We start from the raw sequence: 24247 nt of genomic DNA on the forward strand, positions 1-24247 counted from the left end.
TACAATGAAAAAGTTTATTTTATCCTTAGTACTCATGGCTGTAACAACAAGTTACAGCCAAGAGTTAAACCTACCGGTGTTTACTCAGTATTTGGCTGATAACCCTTTTATTCTTTCTCCGGCGTATGCAGGTATTGGTGATAATCTTCGTATTAGAGCCAATGGTCTTACACAGTGGGTTGGAATTAAAGATGCGCCTGATAACCAGTCCTTGTATGCGGATTTCCGTGTACTGGACCGTTCAGGAGTTGGTCTTTCATTGTATAATGACAGCAATGGTAACACAAGACAAACAGGTGCTAAAGTTTCCTTTGCGCACCACCTTATTTTAGATTATTATTCAAAACAGTATCTGTCTTTTGGTATCTCGTACAACTTTAATAGTTTCAGAATTTTAACTGAAAACTTTACAGATGGAAACGGAGCCCCGGTTACTTTAAACCCTTCTATTCTGGGTGACAGAAACAACTCAAACAGTAACTTCGACATTAGTGCACTGTATCGTAACAAAGGTTTCTACTTTAGTTTTAATGCAAACAACGTATTAAAGAAAAACGTAGACAAGTTTAGAGGAGTAGAGCCGGATTTATTATCCAACTTTCAGGCATACACAGGTTTTGTATTTAAGGATGCAGAAAACAGCCGTATCGAATACGAACCATCTGTATTCTATCAGTACTTTGCAAGTGACGGACGTTCTACAACCGACTTCAACTTCAAGTACAGAAAATACAACCGTTACGAAGATTACTACTGGATTGGAGTTTCATACCGTTTCTTAAACGACCAGTTTCCTAAGCCTTTAGCGTTAGGACCAATGGCTGGTTTTATGAAATCAAAATTCTATTTTGCATACTCGTACCAGATGATGTTTAACGGACTTGGAACGTATAACAGCGGAACGCATTCGATTACAATCGGATTCGACTTCCTGCAGTCTATCAGTAACTGTCCGTGTACACAAAGTCCTGTTCACGATTAAACAAATCATTTTTGTCATTTTTGAGAATAAATTTGTGTGATTTCATAAATTACAACGTTTTCGTTTTTATTCCGATAATATTTTTGCTTTTTTGAAATTTATGGTACTTAAAAGTTGCTATATTTGTTATTCTTTCAAAAAATTATAAAAATTTAGCAAATGAAAACTTTAAACGATTTCGATTTCAAAAATAAAAAAGCCATTATTCGTGTTGACTTTAATGTGCCTTTAGATGAAAATTTTAATGTTACAGATACAACGCGTATCGAAGCAGCAAAACCAACAATTGATGCTATTTTAGCACAAGGAGGAAGTGTTATTCTGATGTCGCACTTAGGGAGACCAAAAGGAGCAGAAGAAAAATATTCATTAAAACATATATTAAAAACGGCTTCTGAAATTTTAGGAGTTCAGGTTAAATTTGCTGAAAACTGTGTTGGAGAACCAGCTCAAACAGCAGCAAAAGATCTAAAACCGGGAGAAGTTTTATTACTTGAAAATTTACGTTTTCATGCCGAAGAAGAGGCTGGAGATGTAGCTTTCGCAAAAGAATTGGCTTCACTTGGAGATATCTATGTAAATGATGCTTTTGGAACAGCGCACAGAGCACATGCTTCCACAACCATTATTGCACAATTTTTTCCAAACGATAAATGTTTCGGAACATTATTGGCAAAAGAAATAGACAGCTTAAATAAAGTACTTAAAAATAGTGAAAAACCAGTAACAGCAGTTCTTGGAGGATCTAAAGTTTCTTCAAAAATTACTGTTATCGAAAACATTCTCGACAAAGTAGATCACATGATCATCGGCGGCGGAATGACATTTACGTTCGTTAAAGCACAAGGAGGCAAAATTGGTGAATCAATCTGCGAAGATGATAAACAAGATCTTGCCCTTGAAATTTTAAGATTGGCAAAAGAAAAAGGAGTACAGGTACATATTCCTGTAGATGTAGTAGCTGCAGACGATTTCTCAAACACAGCAAACACTCAGGTTGTAGACGTTACTGCAATTCCTGATGGATGGCAGGGTCTTGATGCAGGTCCAAAATCTTTAGAAAATTTCAAAAAAGTAATTTTAGAGTCAAAAACTATTTTATGGAACGGACCATTAGGTGTTTTTGAAATGGAAACATTCTCTAAAGGAACTATTGCTTTAGGCGACTATATTGCCGAAGCTACAGAAAAAGGTGCATTCTCATTAGTAGGAGGAGGTGACTCAGTAGCGGCAGTAAAACAGTTTGGCTTTGAAGACAAAATGAGTTACGTTTCTACAGGAGGCGGGGCAATGCTTGAAATGTTAGAAGGAAAAATTTTACCAGGAATCGCTGCGATTTTAGAGTAAAAAATCACAATTAACATTTTTTTGCATGTTTTTAATGCATAAACTTTATAAGTTTGCAAAAATACAACTTCTATAATCATCTGATTTATAGAATTTTAATAAAATGTTATATGATTGTAAAGAAAATCTCCTTAGTGGTTACAGCTTTATTTTCGGTCACAATGTTCGCTCAGGAAACTGTCGAAACTGTGAAAGAGATAAAGCCAGAAGTCAGGTTATCGTATTTAGATTCAATTAAAAGCACATTCAAAAAAGATGAACTGGCATCACGTGTAGACAGCCTTTGGATGAATGAGTTAGTAAGCTTAGATATTTACGACGACCTTACAAAAGACATCCAGACTATCAACAAAGATGTTACTGTTGATGAAGAACTGCCAACCGAACTGCTAAAACAGCGTCTGGCAGCAATGAATCAGAAATCACCATTTGAGATTGAATACAATCAAGGTTTAGAAAATATAATAAAGTCATTTCTTAAAAATCGTAAAAAATCGTTTTCACGATTAATGTCTTTATCAGAATACTACTTTCCAATATTCGAGGAAGCTTTCGCCAAAGAAAAAATTCCATTGGAAATTAAATATTTAGCCGTTGTAGAATCTGCTTTAAATCCTAAAGCAGTTTCTAAAATGGGCGCCACCGGGCTCTGGCAGTTTATGTACGGAACCGGAAAACAATATGCTCTTAAAATCGATTCCTATATCGATGAAAGAAGCGACCCTCTTAGAGCTACAGCCGCATGTTCAGATTACATGACCAGAATGTTTAATGTTTTTAACGACTGGGAACTGGTTTTGGCATCATATAATTCAGGTCCTGGAAACGTTACAAAAGCGATTCGTCGCTCAGGCGGAAAAACAGGATATTGGGATATTCGTAACAACCTTCCAAGAGAAACACAAGGATACGTTCCTGCATTTTATGCAACAATGTATCTTTTTGAATACCACAAAGAACACGGAATAAATCCGGAAAGAGCGGTTATTAAAAACTTTGAAACAGACACAGTTCGTGTAAAAAACCAGATGTCTTTTAAACAAATCGCTGATTTATTAGACATGCCTCAATCACAGCTGCAGCTTTTAAATCCGTCGTACAAATTAAATATTGTTCCCTATTATGAAGGAGAACAGCATTTTATACGATTACCAAAAGATAAAATTGCCACTTTTGTTTCAAACGAAGACAAAATCTACGCTTATGTAGAGTACGATTCGAAAATTAAAACTATTCCGGCCCGACTGGCGCAGAAAATTGCTCCAAAAGGAAAACCGGTTAGAGAAGCATCACAATCACCAAAAGATATTCAGTTCTATAAAGTCAGGAAAGGCGATAATTTAGGTGCAATTGCAGATAAGTACAACGTTAACATTTCGGATATAAAGAAATGGAATAACCTGAAAACAAATGCAATCGCATTTGGAAGAACATTAAAAATCAGAATAGAAGCTGAGCCGGCTCCAAAAGTTATAAAAGAGCCTAAAGCAATCCCTGTAATTGAGAAAAATACAGAAGAAGCAATCGCTTCTGCAGACGATAAAGATAAAGTTTCTGTACAAACTGTAGAGTACGTTGTAGCATCCGGAGACAATTTAGGAAGCATTGCAAAAAAATTCGGTACGACTATTGCGGAGTTAAAAGAATTAAATAATCTTGCTTCGAATAATATCGGTTTAGGAAAAACATTAGTAGTTTCTAAAATTGTTACAGAAATCGAAGAGCCTGTTAATACAGCTGTAGCTTCAAACTCTGTTGATACTTTCAAGAAAAAAACTCCTTCGAAAAGTGTAAGTGAAGATTATTACGTTAAAAAAGGAGATTCTTTATACAGCATTTCTAAAAAATATCCTGGAGTAACTATTTCAGATATTAAAAAATGGAATGACATTAAAGATGAAGATATTAAACCGGGAATGAAACTTAAAATAAACGGATAATAACAAAAATCTTATTTAAATTTGGGTTTTATTTCATTAAACAAAAAAAATGAATAAAACCCATTTTTTATTTCTTATACTTCCGTTTCTGCTGCTTTCCTGTTTAAAAACAGACAGACAGTCACAACCTGTTTCTGGTAAAACCAATACCATTTCGATTATCATCGACGACCAGTTATGGTATGGAGAAGTAGGAGACAGTATTCGTAATAAATTTGCTTCGCCTGTTTTGGGCCTTACACAGGAAGAACCTCTGTTTACCATTAACCAATATCCGGCACGATTACTCGAAGGTTTCGTAACCGACAGTCGCAGCATTATTGTTGTTAAAAAATCTGCAGTCGAAAAATTCGAAATCACCCACAATAAATCCTTACCTCATAATACCTTTCGTATTTACGGAAAATCGGTAGACGATATCATCTGCAGTATCGAACTCAATGCACCGCAGATCATTAAAATGATTCACGATGCAGAAATCGAAAAAGTACAGGAAGACAACAGCAAATCACTTCTAAATCCGGCTGTAATAAAAAATAAATTTCACATCGATATTCAAATTCCAACCGGATATGAATACATGATGCATAAAAAGAATTTCATCTGGCTTAAAAATGACATTATCAGCGGCAATACCAGTCTGCTTATTTACCAGATTCCGCTTCATAACTTTAAAACAAAAGGCGATGTGGTTAGTACCATTGTAAAAATGCGCGATTCTATTGGCCGTTACATAAAAGGCCGCGAACCCAACACCAGCATGATTACGGGTGAAGCCTATGCTCCCTATTTTTCAAATGCCATTCTGGACGGAAAAGAAGCCTTTGAAACAAAAGGAACGTGGGAACTTAAGAACGACTACATGTCAGGCCCCTTCATTAATTACGCCATTATCGATCCGGTATACAATAGAATTCTCGTAATAGAAGGCTTTTGTTATTCCCCTTCAAATCAGGAACGGGACCTAATGCTAGACCTCGAAGCTATTATTAAATCAGTTAAGATTGATAAAAGGTAGTTTTAGGTTTCAGGTTTTTTCGTTTTAAGTTTTAAGTTTCAAGTTTCAAGTTTCAAGTTTCAAGTTTCAAGTTTCAAGTTTCAAGTTTCAAGTTCCAGGTTTCAAGTTCCAGGTTTCAAGTTCCAGGTTTCAAGTTTCAGGTTTCAAGTTTCAGGTTTCAAGTTTCAAGTTTCATGTTTCAAGTTCCAAGTTTCAGGTTTCAGGTTTCAAGTTTCAAGTTTCAAGTTTATGTTTTAAACTTCTGCGTTCTTAGCGTGACCCATTGCGAACCTTGCGGTTAAGCACCTCCAACAAACCTGAAACCTGAAACAAAAGAAAACCTGAAACAAAAGTTTAAACTTTTTTCGTATTTTTATTTGTAACAAACATTAAAACAAATACTTATGAAAAATTTAATTGCAACATTGGCACTGTCATTACTTTGTTTTACCTCTTGTAAAAAAGATATCAAAGCAGATGTAAATTCACCTATGATCCCTGATACGGTAACTGCAGAAGAAACCGCAACCGAAGCACCGCTCGATTCTGCTGCACAAATGCAGGCCTGGCAGGCCTATGCAACACCGGGAAATCCGCATAAATTAATGGCCGACGAAGTGGGAACATGGAACTGCGATATGACTTTTTGGGCCGATGCCGATGCAAAACCCGAAAAAGCCACATCTGCAGCTGATATCAAAATGATTCTTGGAGGACGTTATCAGGAAGCTAATTATAAAGGCACTATGATGGGGCAGCCTTTTGAAGGAAAAAGCACCCTGGCCTATAATAATGCCAGTAATGAATACACCACAACATTTATCGATAATATGGGAACCGGAATGATGGTTGCCATTGGGAAATATGATGAAAAGACAAAAAGTATGGAACTAAAAGGGGATATGGTAAATCCGCTTAACGGTAAAAAAACACCATACAGAGAAGTTTATACCATAGTAGATGCCAGAACCCGAAAAATGGAAATGTTCGATGTAAAGAACGGAAAAGAATATAAAAGCATGGAAATTGTTATGACTAAGAAGTAAACAATACATTGAAATCCTGCAGCCTCTTTTGTTTTAAAGACAAAGGAGGTTTTTTATTTTAATTTTATAGGTTCTTTTAAAATATATACTTAAATTTTATGTTTTAATTCTTACATGCATTTCTTTGCAGATGCGGTAGCAGCTTAATTTTTTATTTCTAAATTATATTTCAATGCAGACACAAAACCAGATTGAAAACTTTCTTTTTCAGGGAAAATTTGACGAGGCCAGAGAATGCCTAAATAACGGAGAAAAGTTTAATGAGCAGTATCTAAAAAACAACTTTTCGCAGATAATGGCTAAAATTATCGAAGCAAAAGAAGTTGATTTTATAGAAAAACTGATAAAAGCAGGTTTTATAGAAACGGATATTTACGAACTGGACAGTTTTGACCAATCGATCTTTAAACCTTTGGCTTTGCATTTAAAAGATGATGACGAATCGATTGCTTTTTTTAAAGAATTGATGTCGAAAATGGATAATCTAAACGATGAAATCAGCGATAAAACTTTATTAGGTTATTTTCTTGAAAAAGGTATTTCACCAAAAATAATTAAAGTTTTAGTTGATGATTTTGGGGCTAATACACAGTATAAGAACAATGCAGGAGAAAATTTTATCTATACTATTCTGAATACCTATGGCCTGGATGCCGAAAAAGTAAAAGAGTACATAACCATTCTGATAAATAATGGTGTTGACATCAACGAAAAAAATATTGTTGGAACTACTCCGCTGATGTGTGCCGTTAAAAGAAACCGAAAAGAACTTCTGTCCTTTTTATTAGAAAACGGTGCAGATCCTAATGAAACGGACAATCAGGAAAACAGTTCTTTTTATTATGCGGCGGCTGAACAGTTTTCTATTCCGATGTACGAACTTTTAGCAGAATCGTCATCAGCCAATTTTAATAATATCAATAAAAACGGCAAAACGTTGCTTACAGAGTTTATCCGAATGATGTCTGATTCTGAATACGATTTGAATTCATTACAAAGATTATTGTCAGACGGAGCCGATTTAAATCACTGCGCTGAATATTATGGAAATCCGAAATCGGGCGTAGATTATGTTGTTGAGAAAAAATCAGGCATTTTAAAATCAGTTCTTGACAGCGGATCAGTTGACGTTAACGAACAAGACAACCAGGGAAATACTATTTTGCATAAAGTCTGCGCTTACAATGTCAATTATGATGCAGAAATGGCAAAGGAAACGTACCGAAAAGCAAAACTGCTATTAGATCAGGGTGCCGATATTTCGATTACCAATGATAAAGACGAAACCGCTTTGATGCTTGCTTCTGGCGATAACCTGAAAATTAAAACGGTTGAGCTTTTAATGAAACAATAAAAACAGTTATTTACTTAAAATACCACATACATGTCAATGTCATTTATAGTTGCCTGTGAAAACGGGAACAGAAAAATAGCCGAATTGCTTCTTCAAAATAAAGAAGTAGATGTAAAATATACTGACGAACTAGGAAGAACGGCTCTTCATTATGCTGCTCACCGTGGCTATCTCGATATTGTAAAAATCCTAATCGAAGACGGTGCCGACATCAATTATGAAGATCATCAGGGAGAAACGCCTTTGTATTTTGCGTGTCTTCAAAAACAGAAACAAACGGCGCTGCATCTTTTAGACAACGGTGCAGAAATTACCAAGAACGACAAATACGGAAACAGTCTTTTACATTTGGTTGTTCAAACGGCTCAAATCGAAATCGCAACAAAGTTGCTTGAAGCAGGAGTCGATGTTAATTTACTGAATAACAATGGAGAAACACCGCTATTGTTGGCTTCTGCAAAACTAAATAGAGAAATTATTCAATTGCTTTTAGACAAAGGTGCCGATATTAATGCTAGAGATAAGCAGGGAAATACGCCTTTATTGTACTCTTGTTATACCAAATCGATCCCGATGGTGACCTTACTTTTAGATAATGGTGCCGATGTAAATCACGTAAATCATTCTGGTGAAAATGCCCTTTTGATCGCGTGTTATGAAACCAACCGAATGCTTGCGAAATTATTAGTAGAAAGAGGAGCCGATGTTTTTACATCGAATAATAACGGATATTCTCCTATTTGGTATGCCTGCGCAAATAATCAAAAAGAAATTGTTGCCTTATTCTTAGAAAACGGAGTTGATGTAAACTACAGCAAACCTGTTGCAGGCGATACTTCATCAATGAATGATTATCTGGATTGGATTGTTAGTGCGGCAAATATCTCAAACGAATCTGGTTTTACGCTAAACAGCTCTTATAACTACGGTGGAGAAAGTCTTTTACATGTCGCAACCAAAAAAGGAAATCTGAGTATGGTAAAACTGCTGATCGAAGCAGGAGCTAATATCAATATCCAGGACGAATCCGGAAATACACCTTTGCATTACAGTGCTGCCAACGGAAAAAAAGATGTTGTAAAATATCTTTTGGAAAACAAAGCTGATGCTTCAATCGTAAACGTAAAAGAACAAAAAGCGATTGATTATTCGAATGTAAAAGGCTTTAATGAAATCACAGAATTGATTCTGAAATTTGCTCCTTCGGGAACGGTTGTAAATCCAATAAATACTGTACAGCAGGCTGAAACTCCAAAAGCAGATGCTTCAAATTCAATGGAAGCAAAGAAAAAAGCATTATTAGATTTAAAAGAACTTTTAGATGCCGGAATTTTAACTTCGGAAGAATTTGAAAGTGAAAAAAGTAAAATTTTAAAAGGCTAAATAACAACTAAACTTAAGAATGAAAAAAATAGTAAATACTACAATCTTGTTTTTAACGGTAATCGCCGGAAGTCTAATTTCTACTTCCTGCAGTAATCTTTCACCAGAAAAAACCTTTGAAGTAGCCGCTTTAAACTCGAATTTATTATCTCGTTTTGGAAGTAAAGAAATCAACGAAAAACTGCAATCAGAAGCACAAGTATATGATGAAACACAAAAAAAGATGGTTCCCTCTTCTTACTACGATGCTTTTAAATATGATATCACCAATTTAGAAACACGTTTTCAGACTATTAAAGATATACCTGAAGATGATGACAATAAAGAACTTCTTCAGGCTTCAAAAGACTTGTTTTCTTATGCTATTGCCAAACAAAAAGAAGGTTATTTACCAATTGCTAAACTAAAAGACGAAAAAGCTTCGCCAGAACAAATAGAAAAAGCAATTGCTGATTTTGACGCATCAACTCAAACCGAAATTGATGCAAAATTCACTAAATTGATGAATGTGGCACAGACCTATGTCGATAAACATAATATTAATGCTAAAATTGGGATTTAGAAAATAGAAACAACATTTCTGATTTGGAAGTTAAAATCCAAAAGTAAATCAAAATAAGAAGAAAAGTTTTTAGACAAAAGTTCCCTAAATAACCAATTGCCAAACCATTATGAATAAATACCTGATTCTAATTACAGCACTTCTGATAATCAGCTGCAATGATTCTAAAACCAAAAAGAAAAAACCGCCGGAAGTCGAAATCACAGATTTAAAAGAAATTCCCGAAGTTGAAGAATCTTCCGTAGAAATTAAAAAAGAACTTTCTGATTTTCTGCCAAAAAACTATGTCATGTTTGACACCATTTATGGCGATTTGAACAAAGATAACCGTGAAGACTGTATACTGATGATTAAAGGGACAGATAAAAGCAAAGTGATCACACATGAATGGCGCGGCAAATTAGATCGTAACCGCAGGGGAATTATTGTTCTGCTTAATAAAAACGAAGGCTATGAAGCGGCAGTTAAAAATTACGATTGCTTTTCATCTGAAAATGAAGAAGGAGGCGTTTATTATGCACCGGAATTATTCTTAGAAATAAAAAACGGAAAACTGTTTATCAATTACGCACACGGAAGATATGGTTATTGGCAGTATACATTTAGATACCAAAATGATGATTTAGAATTAATTGGTTATGATGCAAGCAGGAATCACGGTCCTGTTACTATCACAGAAACGAGTATAAATTTTTTAACCCGAAAAAAAATTGTGAACCAAAACGTCAACGAAAATACTTATGATGGTGAAGAGGTTTTTGAGAAAACTGAATCAAAAATCAATCAGACAAAGTTAATTAAGCTGTCTGGAATTAAGGATTTTGATGAACTGGAAGTTCCGGAAGAGTAGTTCTATAAAAGAAAAGAGCCGCTATTTGCGGCTCTTTTTATATTTTCTAAGTTTTCTTAACCGTAATAATCTTTACCGGACAAGCTTTTGCTGCCAGTTCACAGCTTTCTACAATCGCATGATTTGGCGATTTTAAAGTAAAAAAGCCTTTGGCATTCTGCGAATGAAGCAATACCGATTTTCCGTCTTTTTTTGACATCTGAAAATGGACAGGATCCATTTCGACACAGTAATTACAGCCAATGCATTTATCTCTTTGTAAAGTGATGATAACCATTATGCTTCAACAATTTTATACAATTTGTCAGACATTCTGATTCTAAACGGAAGTTTAAAAGTACAATCGTCGCCTTTTGTTGCTTTTTCTGCCGTAAGATCGTTCACAAACATTTCGTCGATAATCATTTCCTGAGCTCCTGTACTTGGCCCTGTTACTAGAATTTTATCGCCAACTTTAATATCGTAAGCTTCTATTTTAAATTGCCCGACTTCTGCTTTTGGGAAATAATGTGTTCCTTTTCCAACATACACTTTCTTCTGAGTTGCTGCAGATCCAGGAATATCGCTCCACTCTCCTAATTCTTGTCCCAAATAATAGCCTGACCAAAAACCACGATTGTAAACCGTATTTAAAGCTTCCATCCAAACTGCTGTTCTCTCTTTTGAGAAAGTTCCGTCGTAATAGGCATCGATTGCTTCACGATAGGTTTTAATTACGGTTGCCACATATTCTGGTGCGCGTCCTCGTCCTTCGATTTTTAGAACCTGAATTCCAGAATCAATTACCTGATCCAAAAAGTCGATTGTACATAAATCTTTAGGCGACATCATATATTCGTTATCCAATTCGATTTCGAAACCGGTTTCCTGGTCGATAACGGTATATTTTTTTCGGCAGTTTTGTTTGCACGCACCACGATTAGCAGATGAATTATGCGAATGAAGGCTCAAATAACACTTTCCTGAAACGGCCATACACAAAGCGCCGTGGCCAAAAATTTCGATTTCGACTAAATTTCCATTTGGACCTTTGATTTGTTCTTTTTCAATTTGTTCCGTAATTTTCTTTACCTGACGTAAACTCAATTCGCGGCTTAAAACCATTGTATCCGCAAATAAACTATAGAATTTAATGGTTTCAATATTGGTAACATTCAATTGGGTCGAAATATGAACTTCCATTCCTATTGATCTTGCCATGGCAATTACAGCCTGATCTGATGCAATTACAGCGGTAATATTGGCTTCTTTAGCCTTGTTTAATAATGTTTTTACAACTGATAAATCGTGATCGTAAATAATGGTGTTTAAAGTAAGATAACTTCTAACTTGTTTAGCCTCGCATCGATCTGCAATTTCTTTTAAATCCTCAATAGTGAAATTAACCGTTGATCTTGCACGCATGTTAAGCTGTTCAACACCAAAATAAACAGAATCACATCCATTATCTAAGGCAGCCTGAAGTGACTCAAAGTTCCCTGCGGGAGCCATGAGTTCGATTTTATTCGTAAGTGTCATGATAAATTATTCTAAAATCTTATATATTTTATCTGACAGCCTAATTCTGAAAGGAACTTCAAAAGTAACTTTATCACCCGTTTTAGCAGATTGAGATTCTGCTCCGTTCACAATCAGTTTTTCTAAAACCAATTCCTGATCACCGGTAGTTGGGCCCGAAATAAGGATTTTATCACCAATGTTTAATTCGTGATTTTCAATAGTAAACTGTCCAACTTGGGCTTTTACGTAATAATGTTCTGCTTTTCCAAGAAGTACTTTCTTTACTTTTATTTTCTGACGGATATCAGCCGTTTTTTGTGCAGTTGCCAAAGCAGTTTCCGGTAATTCTCCTGAATGTTTGAATTTTAGGTTTTCAGATTTTCCTTTTCTAAATACTTTATTACCAACTTGTTTCCCAGTTCTCAAACGAACCTGATCGACTAATGGCATGTGGATAATCTCAAGACATTCTGTAGAACAGCAGTTTTCCATTGCGGTTTTACATTCATCACACTGAATAAACAATAAATGGCATCCGTCGTTTTCGCAGTTGGTGTGGTTATCGCAAGGTTTTCCGCATTGGTGGCATTGCGAAATAATATCATCCGTAATTCTTTCGCCCAGACGATTATCAAATACGAAGTTTTTTCCAATGAATTTGCTTTCTAAACCTTCTTCTTTAAGCTGTTTCGCATAGTTGATGATTCCACCTTCTAACTGATACACGTTTTTAAATCCCTGGTGTTTAAAATAAGCACTTGCTTTTTCACAACGAATACCTCCGGTACAATACATTACCAGATTTTTATCTTCTTTATGATTTTGAAGCTGTTCGTTGATAATTGGCAGACTCTCTCTAAAAGTCTCAACATCTGGAGTAATGGCACCTTTAAAATGTCCGACTTCACTTTCGTAGTGGTTTCTAAAATCAACCACAATTGTGTTTGGATCATCCAGGATTTCGTTGAATTCTTTGGCTTTCAGGTGAACGCCTATATTTGTAACATCAAAAGTGTCGTCGTTTAATCCGTCGGCAACGATTTTGTGACGCACTTTGATAGTCAATTTTAAAAATGAATGGTCATCATGTTCTACAGCAACATTCAATCGTATGCCTTTCATGAAATCGTAAGCTTCGAGCGTTTCTCTAAAAGCTTCAAAATTTTCAGCGGGAACACTCATTTGAGCATTGATTCCTTCGCTGGCAACATAAATTCGGCCTAATGCATCGAGGGCATTCCAGGCTACGAATAAATCATTACGAAATTTTTGTGGATCTTGAATTTTGGCATACGCATAGAAAGACAACGTAAGTCGTTGTTTACCTGCATCATCGATCATGATGGCTCTTTCTTCTGCGCTCAAAGTGTTGTACAGTTGCATGCTATAAACAGTTTTAAGTGAGAAATTATTTTTTTGAAAGGCGCAAAGGTAGGGAAAAAGGTGCAAAATTGCAAAGGGTTCTTTTAGAGGTGCAAAAGGTACAGAGGTACTAAGGTTCAAAGTTTTTTTAATATATACATAAAAAGGGCACTATGAAATAGTGCCCTTTTTATAAACCTTAGTACCTCAGTACCTTTGTCTCTTTGTACCTTAAAAAAAATCAACAAAACTCGTTAAACGCATCTTGTAAATTCTCTGCAATCATTTCAGCTGGGCGACCTTCAATATGGTGACGCTCTAACATGTGAACCAATTCTCCGTTTTTGAACAAAGCCATAGATGGCGATGATGGAGGAAAAGGGAACATATGTTGTCTTGCAGCATCAACCGCTTCTTTATCTACACCAGCAAAAACTGTAATAAGGTGATCTGGTTTTTTAGCTCCTTCTAAACTCATTTTTGCTCCCGGGCGTGCATTTCTTGCTGCACAACCGCAAACAGAATTTACAACTACTAATGTTGTACCTTCAGCTTTGATAGCATTATCAACAGCTTCAGCACTATGTAAGTCTTGAAAACCAGCAGCTGTTAATTCAGCCTCCATTGGTTTTACCATTTCTTGTGGATACATATTTTTGTTTTTTAAAATTAACTTCGAGTTGCAAAGTTACAAAGTTTACTCGCAACTAGTTACTTTGAAGTATAAACTTTTGTTATAGTTTAATTGTTATTTATTTTTAATGAGTTTCTCTAGTATATAATTTATTTCAGGATCTTTCTCTTGTCTTAAATAACCAATTATTTGTTCCGGAGACAAATTTATTTCAGGAAATATACCTCTCTTTACGCTTGGAGGATTATCTCCAAAATAAAGGTCTGTAAATGAAAATCTCAAAATCACTTTTGTCTTAGGAAGTTTATAATTTAAAAAATAACCTGCAAAAGTATTATTAGCGTTGCCTCCTGTTTCTTGCCCAATGAGAACACCTCGTTTATTATCCTGTACGAGTTTGGCAAAATAAACAGCAGCCGAAAAAGTCTTTCCGCCTATTGCAACATAGACATTTCCGGAGAATGTATCTTTATCTGCCGGAAAATTTTCGAGTATTCCTTCTTTAATCCTTTCGTTTCCAAAAAACATATTTCCATTCGCGGTGAATCTTTGGTATAAGAAATTCTCATAATCGGTAACATCTGCTTCATTTACTCGCGCCCCATTGGTGTCGACTAAATTCTCCGTATGAGTCAGAGTAATAGATTTTGCTTTAAAGTTAAATTTATTCTCAAAGTTTTTCTGCGAAATAAAAGAATATAATATTGCCGCCATTTTAGGATCTCCTCCGCTATTACTTCTAACATCGATAATCACATTTTTATATCCTTCTTTATTGATTCTCTTAAAAAAATCACTAAACTTTTGATATACTTCATTTTCTGGTAAATCAAAGGTATTAATTGTGAGTTTACCTGTAAGCTGTTCTTTGTAAAACTGATAATCAATCGATACAGCATTTTCAGCTTTATTTATTGGTTTTACTTTTTGTGAGCTTCTGTAATAAATCTCATAATAATTACATGCCTTTAAAGTTGTTTTTGTAAGCTCTTTATTCGATTGGTCATTATAATATTCTATGTCAAATTTATTTGCATAGGGCTCAATGAAAAGAGCATAATTGGAAGGAAAATCCTCTGAAATTTGTTCTTCAATTCCGGTTTTTATTTCTCCTTCTCCCTGAATATGCTCAGAAATTTGTTTGATAATATCCGGAGTTTCCGTACCATTAATGCTCTTAATTTCACTTAAATAGGGAACTTCCGAACATTTAATATTAACAAATAAACGATTATCAACCATAATTAATGGAATAGGAAAATACGATAATTTTTCCCTGAAGTAAGTTGTATAAAACTCTTCGGGCGCAGAAACCGACAAATGACCGTCTTTAATTTTAGGAAGGTTATTTAAAAATTCTAAATAAGTCTGTTTTTTTTGAATATTTTGAATATTTACTTTAAAATTTCTTTCCCATTGCTCTTTACTTATGTATCGAAAAGGATCAGGATGTTGTTTCTCTATAATTTCCTTCATAAGTTTAAGATCAGCAATGTAATCTTCTTTTTTAATACTCTCTATTTCCAATTTCTGGGCATTGGCAAAATTTGCAAATAGACAGCATAATCCAAGAGTTAATAAGCTTAGTTTCGTTCTCATTTTTATAATAAATTATTTAATTAAAGATTGCACAAAGAAATCTGCCAATTTCTTTTGTTTAAAATTTTCTGATGTAGAAAAGCCTCTGGCAGCGTTTCCATTCGTTGACGGCTATAAATAAAAATCATCAAATTCTGTTTGTTAGATTGAGTTGTAACAAAATTTCCAAAACTGAAGAAAGGTTTATTGGAAATTCAACTTCTTAGAAAAATTTAAACTACTGACTGTAATTTTATTTTGTGTGGAAATTGATAGTTGTATTGTTTTAAATAACTGCTCCTCCTGCTTTGATGTCTTGTCGTTAGCACAGTTAATTTTTTTTGCTCGGAGATTTCAAGCGTAGAAAGATAGCTTGTTAAATATTTTCTAAGTATTTGTATATTAGAAAGTTGAAGAGAATAGAATGTTTTTTTTCCTTCATATGCCACATCCACTAGATTTGCTTTTTTTAATTCTAATAAATGTTTGGATATTGTGGATTGTGCCAACGGAATCAAATCAACGATTTCTCCACACGTTCTGTTGTCTCTTTTCCACAAAAGGGTCATAATTTGAATTCGCGCAGGATGTCCGAGCGCTTTGCAAATTTTGCTGATTTCGTCTATTTCTGAATCAAATTTTAAGTGTTTTGAAATCCCCATATATTACAGTACCTAAGTTTATTATCGCAAAAAATCGATTATACTTTGCGATCAGCAAAATTAAGTGTACTTGCATTTTTTGGAGACCCTTAAAAAGCCATAAAAACAAGAAAATAAGTCAATTTGTTTTTAAGGAAAAACTCGAAATAAAGCTTTAATAAATGGTATTTTCGGACACTTTAAAATAACATTTAGATCTTCAATCAGATTCGTTTCTTCATCCAGAAACTTAAAGACCAGGGCAGGATTTCCTTTTTTAAATAAGGAGGAAAAAATTGAACTTCCTATCTCGTTATGACGATAAAGAATATCCAAAAGCAATAAATCATAAAACCAAAAGGTTGATTTTTTATGAAAGTTTTTCAATGGGAAATTTTCATTTTGAAGAAATTTGACTAATTCTGAAGATTTTTTATCTGAATTTTTAAAAGTATAGCCTGTACTTGCTTTTGTCCAACCGCCTGCAGTACCAATATTCAGGACTCGTTTGGTATTTTTTTTCCAGAAAGGATAACAGGTCATTGGAATACTTCCCTGTTCTTTTTCAAGAATTTCAAACTGGCCTATTCCGAGTTTCTCCAAATAAATTTCAATTTCTTTTTCGTATTCTGCTGTTGGAAGAAGTTTTTCTGAAAACAAGGTATATTCTACCAAAGCTTCTGTTTTTGAAGTTGGCAGCAAATACATAAATCTTGTATTTCCTCTTTGTTCCACCGAAAAATCCATGAAAGTGACTTCATCTGGGTTGAATATGGCAGCTTCCGATTTTACAAACCAGCCCACAAAATGCTGCTGTAAAACCGGATATTTATTTTGTCCTTCGGCGAAAGCCTTTGTATAAATGCTGTTGAAAAGATAATTACAGGTGTATCGATTTTTTTCAGTTCCAACGAAAACGTGCGTTTCCAATTCATTAATATCGGTTACTTTTTCGTTTAAAAAGATCACATTCGAATATTTGGAAAGTGCTGTAAAAACAAAATTGTAAAAATCATTTGCCTTAATTTGATTGTATTGATAAGGCTTTAACGCCAAATGGCGATTAAAATCTTCATTCGCAAACAGTGCCGTATCCCACTTTTTGGAAATAATCGGATTCCAAATAGTATCTTCTTTTTCCCAAAAGCACCAAGTTCTGTCGTTGGTTTTCTTTAAATCCTGATCCAGAAGCAAAATCGATTTGTCTGTAAATTTTCCAGATAAAACCATTTTATAAACTGTCATTAAAGATGCCAGTCCGCTTCCGGTAAAAATGTAATCGAAATGTTGGATTTGCGAAGAATTCATTCTCAAAAATAAGAAAATTTATTTTTCCATATTTTCTAAAAGCAGTTTAAAATCCTTTGGAGATAAATAGTTGGAATACTGAAAGATAATCTCATTCTTTTCGTTCAGGACACACAAAATGGGATAAACAATCTGATTGTTTATAGTTCCAAGCTGTAAAGCCAGTTCATGAACCCCGACATTGTTTCCTGAAGGTTTGTATTTAAACATCTGATTATTAAATGTAATGTCTCTTTTTTCTTCGGCATTAAAATCAATGAAATAGAAATCTGAGTTTAGTTTTTCTATAATTTCCGGGTTTTTAAAAGTCGACGTTTTCATTCTCTGGCAAAACTGGCACCAATCGGTATGAATGAAAACGACGATTTTTCGTTTCTGAATTTGCTGTAAGCTGTCTATTTCTTCAAAAGTTCTGCTTTTTAGTTGACAGAATCCTGCTGAAGTTATTCCAAAAAAGAAAAATAGTATAAAAAGCTTTTTCATTGTTCTATTTTTTTAGTCCACAGATTAAACGGATTATAAGCTATTGTGTCATTTGTTGGCCATGAAATTTATCTCAAAGTATATCGTAATCCTAGAAACCCGCGAATCGTTTGATTCTGTCCGTAAACATAAGTGGTATCAAAGGTCAATCCGTATGGATTGTCTGGCGTAACCAATACTTTTCCAGCCGAATCGTATTGCACATTTTTATCAAAAGGGTCATTTGTTCTCGAAATCAAAAATGGATTATTCTGTTTTGGTCTGAAATTCAACAGATTTTTTACACCGCCATAAACTTCAAAATCCTTCCATCCGGAATAGGTAAACTGAATATTCTGAATACTGTACCAAGGCGATTTTGGACTTCTTGGATCATATTCGCTGAGCAAAGGCAATTTCATTGGACTGTATACATTTCCGGTATAATCCAGCGATAAATCCCAAGGCTGGATTTTATATGAAATGCTCCAGGTTCCAGTAAAATTCTCCGTTAGATAAGGTCGTTCCGAAATCCCGTTTTCGACATTTTTGTTATCTAAAACCGTAGCGCCAACAATAAATTTTAATCCTGATGGAAAATTAAGATCAACATTTGTGCTGATTCCTTGACTTACCGCATAACCGTCAATATTGTTGTAAATGATTTTATTGGGATCTGTTTCGTAATCTGAAATGATTTTATTACTGAATCTGGTATAAAAAGCTGTCGTTTCGATTCCCATAAAAGTTCCGTTTCCGAAATTGATTTTCTGAATGTAATTCAAATTCACGTTTACAGATCGTTCCGGTTTCAAATCGTTTTCAATTATAACATCTCTTGAACCCGTCAAAGCGGCGTGATCTTCGGTAAACAAATTCACAACCCGGAATCCCGTACCGGCATTTAACCTGAAAATGGTGTTTTCACTGGCTTTGAAACGATATGCAAATCTCGGCGTAAGAATCGATCCGTGAATCGAGTTGTAATCATAACGCATACCCAGCAAAACCTGACTTTTTGGAGAAAATGTTATTTCGTCCTGAACAAAAATTCCGGGAAGCCAGGTGTTTTCGGCTTCTTTGGTTGCCGGCGTATTATCGTCATAATACGTATATCGACTGGCAATTCCGGCTAGTAAATCGTTTCGCCCGACTTTTTTATCCCAGGTTAATTGTAAAAATCCAATTTTCTGATTGGCGATATAAGAAGTCGTTCCATAACGGCTGTCCTGATAATGAACGTTTCCAGAAAACGAAAGCATCAGTTTTTCTTCAAACGGCAATTGATAACTTCCTATTAATTCGGCCCGTTTGGTATAAATACTTTCGCCGTAGATTTCGTCTCCTCCGCGATATTTTTTCTCCCAGCGAATGTCGCCTCCCCAGCGGTCTTCGTACATTCCGCGTGCGGCAATAGTAAACAATCTATTATTGTTTCGCTGAAAACTCCATTTATTAAAAACCGAAATTCGTTCAGAAAGCGTAACGTCTGTAAAATTGTCTTTGTCTTTATCGATAACCTGATCGTAGTTGAAATAATTAATTCCGATAAGCGAAGTTGCTTTTTTTCCTGCATTAAACTTCATTCCTAAATCAAGATTACTTTCAAAATAAGAAGTTGTAAAATAATCGGCAGAAAAAACCGGAGCATTTGTTGGGTTTTTGGTAATAATATTTATAAGACCTCCTACGGCTTCACTTCCGTATAGAGACGAAGCCGGACCTTTTACAATCTCGATTCGTTCAACCAGAGAATTTGGTATTCCGGATAAACCATAAACTGTCGACAGACTGCTCACAATTGGCATTCCGTCTATCAGGACCAAAGTATAAGGACCTTCCAATCCGTTAATGTGAATATCGCCCGTATTACAAACACCGCAATTGAGCTGCGGACGAACGCCGTTTATGTTTTGAAGCGCATCATAAATACTTGGCGTTGGATTTTTTTTGAAGAAAACAGGAGAATATACCTCAACCGGAACGGCACTTTCTAATCGTTTAACAGGTTTTAAGGTTCCGGAAACTACGACTTCATTTAACTCATTCTGATCTTCTTTTAATTCAAAGTCGAGATTCAAATCCTGATTTTCCAAAACTGAGATTCTTAGGGTTTGCGATTGGAATCCCTCCGCAGTCACTTGTATTTTATAATTTCCTTTTGGAACATTTTCTAATTTATAAAACCCAGTAGAATCTGTCTGGGTTTTAAAGTTTGTATTTAGTAAACCAACATTAATTTCCTGTCCTGCTGGAATTAATGTTTCTACTTTTCCTGAAATGTTTTGCGAGTATAGATTTTTAGCTGAGATTATTAATATTGTCAAAAATAAATATTTCATTATTATAAAATTAAATTTAGACAAATCTAAAAATTAAATTTGATATACAATTATTCTCAAACCAGAAATTTTCAAACTGATTGAATTCAATATGTTAGATTTTTACTTTTAGATAAATATATAAACCATATAAGTCATATAAGAAAATTTAAGTCAAGCTTTAAATGAACTTATATGACTTATATAGTTTAAAAATTATTACAGAAAATCCTCGTCGATAAGTTCTTTATTAATTGCCGCTCCTGCGAAAGATCCGGAAGAAACCGCCAAAGCAACAGATCGCATTTGAGTTGCAGCATCGCCGCTTCCATAAATTCCCGGAATAGTTGTTTTTTGCATAAAATCAACTTTCAAGTATCCTTGCTCATTGATTTCACAGCCTAAATCTTGCGGTAAAGAACAATGTTGTTCAAATGCAGGTCTTGCGTAAACAGCTTTTACATCAGCCTTTTTGCCGTTCTTAAAAACAATATTCGAAATATAACCGGAATTGTGTTCAAAAGAATCTATTTCTTCTTCTAAAACAGAAACTCCGTGATTTTGTAAAACCTGAGTTTGTTCCAATGTCAATTCAGATTTTCCATTCGTGCAGAGTCTCAAATCTTTAGTCCAGTTCGAAATCAGTTTGGCGTATTCGAAACCCATTTCTCCATTGGCGATAATTGCCGTTTTTTCGCCTTTGACTTCATAACCATGACAGTACGGACAATGCAAAACCGAAATTCCCCAGCATTCACCAAAACCTTTAATTTCAGGAAAAAGATCTTTAACTCCGGTTGCAAACAAGACTTTTCTCGAAGTAAAAACATCTCCCGATTCTGTTGTTATTGTAAAACCTTTTTCAATTCTGTCGGCTTTTACAGCCAATCCCTTATAAAATTGTACTGTTTTATAAATGTCAACCTGTAATTTGGCTTTCGCCGAAATAACAGCAGGCTTTTCACCATCCTGCGTAATAAAATTATGAGAATGCGGTGTTTGTCGGTTGCAGGGCAGACCGCTGTCAATAACCAAAACCTGACGCAGAGAACGTCCTAAACTCATAGCAGCAGACAGTCCGCTGTAACTGCCTCCAACGATAATCACTTCAAAATTCTTTTGTTCCATGTTTCTGTTTTAATGATTTGTTTTGTGTAAATTGTAATTGATTAAATGCCCGACGATCATTCCGATGCCGCCGTAATAAATTAAATCGAGGTGAATTTCAAAAAGAAGATCGCTTAAAATACTGATCCAGATTAAAGACATTGAAACAACCAGAATTGCAGAGACCAAAAGAGCCGATTTTTTTATAATTTTGAAAATTGCAAATAAACCGATTGAAGCAAAGATAAGATCGACAATTGGATTGTGACTAATGCCTAATGGGAGTAGGGTCAGAATTGGAAAAATCAAACAATGCACTAAACAGATAGTCGCACTTGAAATTCCTAAAATATCGTAAAAGGATGTGGTGGTTTTCTTCATATCTCTTAAATTAGCTTAACGCAATTATGTTGCAAATATATGTAATTTTATCAATTGCAACATTGTTGCGATAAAATTTTTTAATTCAAAAAAAATGAAAACGACACGTAACACTACAGCAAAGACAGCCGTTATAGAGGTTTTTGAGAAATCAAAAACAGCACTGTCTCACGCCGAAATTCAGAAACAATTAAACGATGTATGCGATCGCGTCACGATTTACAGAATCCTCGACCGATTAGTAAATGACGATATCATTCATAAAATTTCAAACCTTGACGGTACAGTAAAATATGCAAAATGCAATCATTCACATCAGCGTGTGCATATTCATAATCACGCACATTTCAGCTGCGAAAACTGTCATGAAATTACCTGCCTCGAGAATGTAAAGCCAAGTTATATCATGCCGCACAACTATAAAGTTAAGGAGATAAACTTTACCTTATCGGGATTATGTCCGAAATGTTTAAATTCTAACATTTAACATTTAGACTCGTCTAAAAATATTGTTCAGCGAATATAATTTTTCTATATATTTGTGAAAACAATATAATTACGATGAGTAAATCTCTAGAAGAAGTTCATGAATCGGTTTCTACAGAACATAAAAAAACAGGATTCAGAAAAATATTAGCATTTTTAGGTCCGGCGTACCTTGTGAGCGTCGGATATATGGACCCCGGAAACTGGGCAACCGATATAGCAGGAGGGAGTCAGTTTGGTTACACTCTTGTATGGGTTTTATTAATGAGCAACCTCATGGCTTTGCTTTTGCAGAGTTTGAGTGCACGTCTTGGAATTGTAACCCAGCGGGATCTTGCTCAGGCTTCAAGAGAAACGTATTCGAAGTACATCAATTATATTTTATACTTTCTGGCCGAGATTGCCATAGCGGCCTGCGATTTGGCAGAAGTACTCGGAATGGCGATTGGAATTAACCTGCTTTTTGGAATTCCATTGCTCGAAGCGGTTTTGATTACCGTTTTAGACACCTTTTTGCTGCTTTTCCTGATCAATAAAGGAATCCGTAAGATGGAAGCCTTCATTATAGCTTTAGTGGCAATAATTGGCTTTTCTTTTATTTTCGAAATGATTTTTGCCGAACCGGAAATGCATAAAGTGCTCGAAGGTCTTATTCCGTCGATTCCAAATTCGGCAGCTTTGTATATAGCGATCGGAATCATTGGGGCGACTGTTATGCCTCACAACTTGTACCTGCATTCGTCTTTGGTGCAGACCAGAAAATTTGATCGTACTCCGGCCGGAATCAAACAAGCCCTAAAATATAATTTAATCGATTCTACGATAGCCCTTAATCTTGCCTTTTTTGTAAATGCGGCTATTCTGATTCTCGCAGCTGCAACCTTTCATCGAAATGGAATGTATGAAGTAGCTGAAATTCAGGATGCTCATCAATTCCTGGAACCTTTGCTGGGAACAAAATGGGCGCCTATTTTGTTTGCCGTAGCGTTAATTGCGGCAGGACAAAGTTCAACAGTTACCGGAACACTTGCCGGACAAATCGTAATGGAAGGCTATTTACATTTTAGAATCCAGCCGTGGGTCCGCCGAATTATAACCCGTTTGATTGCGATTATTCCCGCTGTAATTGTTATTTTAATTTATGGCGAAAGCGTCACAGGAAAGTTATTGATCCTAAGTCAGGTTATTTTGAGCCTCCAGTTAGGCTTTGCGATTATTCCGCTGATTCATTTTGTGAGCGACAAATCGAAAATGAATGGTTTTCATATTTCCAGAACTACTCAGGTTGTTTCCTGGATTATTGCATCAATCATTGTTTCCTTAAATGCCAAATTGGTTTACGATGAAATTACTTCATGGCTGGAAAGTTCGGCTCACCCAACGATTTTATGGTTTACAGTAGTACCGCTTGCTTTTGGATTTTCAGCTTTATTATTATATATAGTTTTCAAACCCTTCATTGCTAAATTCAAAGCAAAAATGATCAATCATTCACCGCATAATCTGCAGCTGCGTTTTACGCCAAAAGAAAGTCAGACTGTAAAAAACATAGCAATTTCTGTTGATTTTTCTAATGCAGATGAAGCAGCTCTCAACCATGCTTTTGAATTGGGCGGAATGGATGCCAAATATACGCTGATTCATATTGTGGAAACCGTTGGTGCTTTAATGTATGGCATTCACGTTCATGATCATGAAACTACAATCGACGAAAAATTGTTATTGGAATATAAAGAAATGCTTTCGCAGAAAGGATTTAATATCGAAACGGAACTTGGTTTTGGAAAACCCAACAAAGTAATTCCTAAAATCATAAACGAAGGCAGTTTTGATATTCTCGTTATGGGAACTCACGGCCACACGGGATTAAAGGATATTCTTTTTGGCACAACCGTAGATAAACTGAGACATAAAATTTCGATACCTTTGTTGATTGTTAAATAAAAGGGGCAAAGACTCAGAAGGACAAAGGGACAAAGCCTTTGCAACTCTGAACCTTTGAGCCT

At 35.2% G+C, this 24247-nt stretch carries 22 protein-coding genes; 11 read left to right on the forward strand and 11 right to left on the reverse strand.

Annotation, left to right across the window (positions count from 1 at the left end):
• Positions 1–4 precede the first annotated feature (4 nt).
• The 9 genes from OZP11_RS14805 to OZP11_RS14845 all read left to right on the forward strand — a co-directional run bounded on the left by OZP11_RS14805 (position 5) and on the right by OZP11_RS14845 (position 10461).
• Positions 5–982, forward strand: a complete 978-nt coding sequence (locus OZP11_RS14805; RefSeq protein WP_281231322.1) for a PorP/SprF family type IX secretion system membrane protein — start codon at positions 5–7, stop codon at positions 980–982.
• A gap of 159 nt (positions 983–1141) precedes the next feature.
• Positions 1142–2329 (forward strand): phosphoglycerate kinase, encoded by a 1188-nt coding sequence (locus OZP11_RS14810; RefSeq protein ID WP_281231323.1) that lies wholly within the window; start codon positions 1142–1144, stop codon positions 2327–2329.
• Between the two features lie 110 nt (positions 2330–2439).
• The gene (locus tag OZP11_RS14815) at positions 2440–4269 is read left to right on the forward strand and encodes a lytic transglycosylase (protein WP_281231324.1); all 1830 of its coding nucleotides are present in this window, start codon (positions 2440–2442) and stop codon (positions 4267–4269) included.
• Positions 4270–4318: 49 nt separating this feature from the next.
• On the forward strand, positions 4319–5287 hold the full coding sequence (locus OZP11_RS14820; RefSeq protein ID WP_281231325.1) for a DUF4837 family protein: 969 nt from the start codon (positions 4319–4321) through the stop codon (positions 5285–5287).
• A gap of 383 nt (positions 5288–5670) precedes the next feature.
• On the forward strand, positions 5671–6312 hold the full coding sequence (locus OZP11_RS14825) for a DUF1579 domain-containing protein (protein WP_281231326.1): 642 nt from the start codon (positions 5671–5673) through the stop codon (positions 6310–6312).
• 172 nt (positions 6313–6484) lie between these two features.
• The gene (locus OZP11_RS14830; protein WP_281231327.1) at positions 6485–7666 is read left to right on the forward strand and encodes an ankyrin repeat domain-containing protein; all 1182 of its coding nucleotides are present in this window, start codon (positions 6485–6487) and stop codon (positions 7664–7666) included.
• 30 nt (positions 7667–7696) lie between these two features.
• Positions 7697–9049: an ankyrin repeat domain-containing protein gene (locus OZP11_RS14835; RefSeq protein WP_281231328.1), complete on the forward strand. Its 1353-nt coding sequence runs from the start codon at positions 7697–7699 to the stop codon at positions 9047–9049.
• A gap of 19 nt (positions 9050–9068) precedes the next feature.
• Positions 9069–9611, forward strand: coding sequence for a hypothetical protein (locus tag OZP11_RS14840; protein WP_281231329.1), 543 nt, complete (start codon positions 9069–9071; stop codon positions 9609–9611).
• A gap of 109 nt (positions 9612–9720) precedes the next feature.
• Entirely contained in the window at positions 9721–10461 is a 741-nt protein-coding gene (locus tag OZP11_RS14845; RefSeq protein ID WP_281231330.1) for a hypothetical protein, read from the forward strand.
• 46 nt (positions 10462–10507) lie between these two features.
• On the opposite strand, the gene OZP11_RS14850 is transcribed toward OZP11_RS14845, so the two are convergent.
• The 11 genes from OZP11_RS14850 to OZP11_RS14900 form a co-directional block, all read right to left on the reverse strand.
• Complete coding sequence (locus OZP11_RS14850; protein WP_281231331.1) at positions 10508–10738, reverse strand: ferredoxin; 231 nt, start codon at positions 10736–10738, stop codon at positions 10508–10510.
• Positions 10738–11979, reverse strand: coding sequence for a peptidase U32 family protein (locus tag OZP11_RS14855; protein WP_281231332.1), 1242 nt, complete (start codon positions 11977–11979; stop codon positions 10738–10740). Before OZP11_RS14855 ends, OZP11_RS14850 begins: the two co-directional genes overlap by 1 nt.
• 6 nt (positions 11980–11985) lie before the next feature.
• A complete protein-coding gene (gene trhO, locus OZP11_RS14860) occupies positions 11986–13344 on the reverse strand; it encodes an oxygen-dependent tRNA uridine(34) hydroxylase TrhO (RefSeq protein ID WP_281231333.1) in 1359 nt (452 codons plus the stop codon).
• Between the two features lie 220 nt (positions 13345–13564).
• Entirely contained in the window at positions 13565–13975 is a 411-nt protein-coding gene (locus tag OZP11_RS14865; RefSeq protein WP_281231334.1) for a BrxA/BrxB family bacilliredoxin, read from the reverse strand.
• Positions 13976–14071: 96 nt separating this feature from the next.
• Entirely contained in the window at positions 14072–15556 is a 1485-nt protein-coding gene (locus OZP11_RS14870) for a S41 family peptidase (protein ID WP_281231335.1), read from the reverse strand.
• A gap of 212 nt (positions 15557–15768) precedes the next feature.
• Positions 15769–16197, reverse strand: a complete 429-nt coding sequence (locus OZP11_RS14875; protein ID WP_281231336.1) for an ArsR/SmtB family transcription factor — start codon at positions 16195–16197, stop codon at positions 15769–15771.
• Positions 16198–16326: 129 nt separating this feature from the next.
• The gene (locus tag OZP11_RS14880) at positions 16327–17484 is read right to left on the reverse strand and encodes a lycopene cyclase family protein (RefSeq protein ID WP_281231337.1); all 1158 of its coding nucleotides are present in this window, start codon (positions 17482–17484) and stop codon (positions 16327–16329) included.
• An 18-nt stretch (positions 17485–17502) separates the two neighbouring features.
• Positions 17503–17967 (reverse strand): thioredoxin family protein, encoded by a 465-nt coding sequence (locus OZP11_RS14885; RefSeq protein ID WP_281231338.1) that lies wholly within the window; start codon positions 17965–17967, stop codon positions 17503–17505.
• A gap of 68 nt (positions 17968–18035) precedes the next feature.
• The gene (locus OZP11_RS14890; RefSeq protein WP_281231339.1) at positions 18036–20288 is read right to left on the reverse strand and encodes a TonB-dependent receptor; all 2253 of its coding nucleotides are present in this window, start codon (positions 20286–20288) and stop codon (positions 18036–18038) included.
• Between the two features lie 198 nt (positions 20289–20486).
• Positions 20487–21395, reverse strand: a complete 909-nt coding sequence (locus tag OZP11_RS14895; RefSeq protein ID WP_281231340.1) for an NAD(P)/FAD-dependent oxidoreductase — start codon at positions 21393–21395, stop codon at positions 20487–20489.
• 9 nt (positions 21396–21404) lie between these two features.
• A complete protein-coding gene (locus OZP11_RS14900) occupies positions 21405–21755 on the reverse strand; it encodes a MerC domain-containing protein (RefSeq protein WP_281231341.1) in 351 nt (116 codons plus the stop codon).
• A 94-nt stretch (positions 21756–21849) separates the two neighbouring features.
• Between OZP11_RS14900 and OZP11_RS14905 the strand changes: the two genes are divergently transcribed.
• Together OZP11_RS14905 and OZP11_RS14910 are read left to right on the forward strand one after the other, a co-directional pair.
• Positions 21850–22242, forward strand: a complete 393-nt coding sequence (locus OZP11_RS14905) for a Fur family transcriptional regulator (RefSeq protein WP_281231342.1) — start codon at positions 21850–21852, stop codon at positions 22240–22242.
• A 74-nt stretch (positions 22243–22316) separates the two neighbouring features.
• Positions 22317–24185, forward strand: a complete 1869-nt coding sequence (locus OZP11_RS14910; RefSeq protein WP_281231343.1) for an Nramp family divalent metal transporter — start codon at positions 22317–22319, stop codon at positions 24183–24185.
• Positions 24186–24247: the final 62 nt, after the last annotated feature.

Source organism: Flavobacterium gelatinilyticum, from assembly GCF_027111295.1.
GTDB lineage: Bacteria > Bacteroidota > Bacteroidia > Flavobacteriales > Flavobacteriaceae > Flavobacterium > Flavobacterium gelatinilyticum.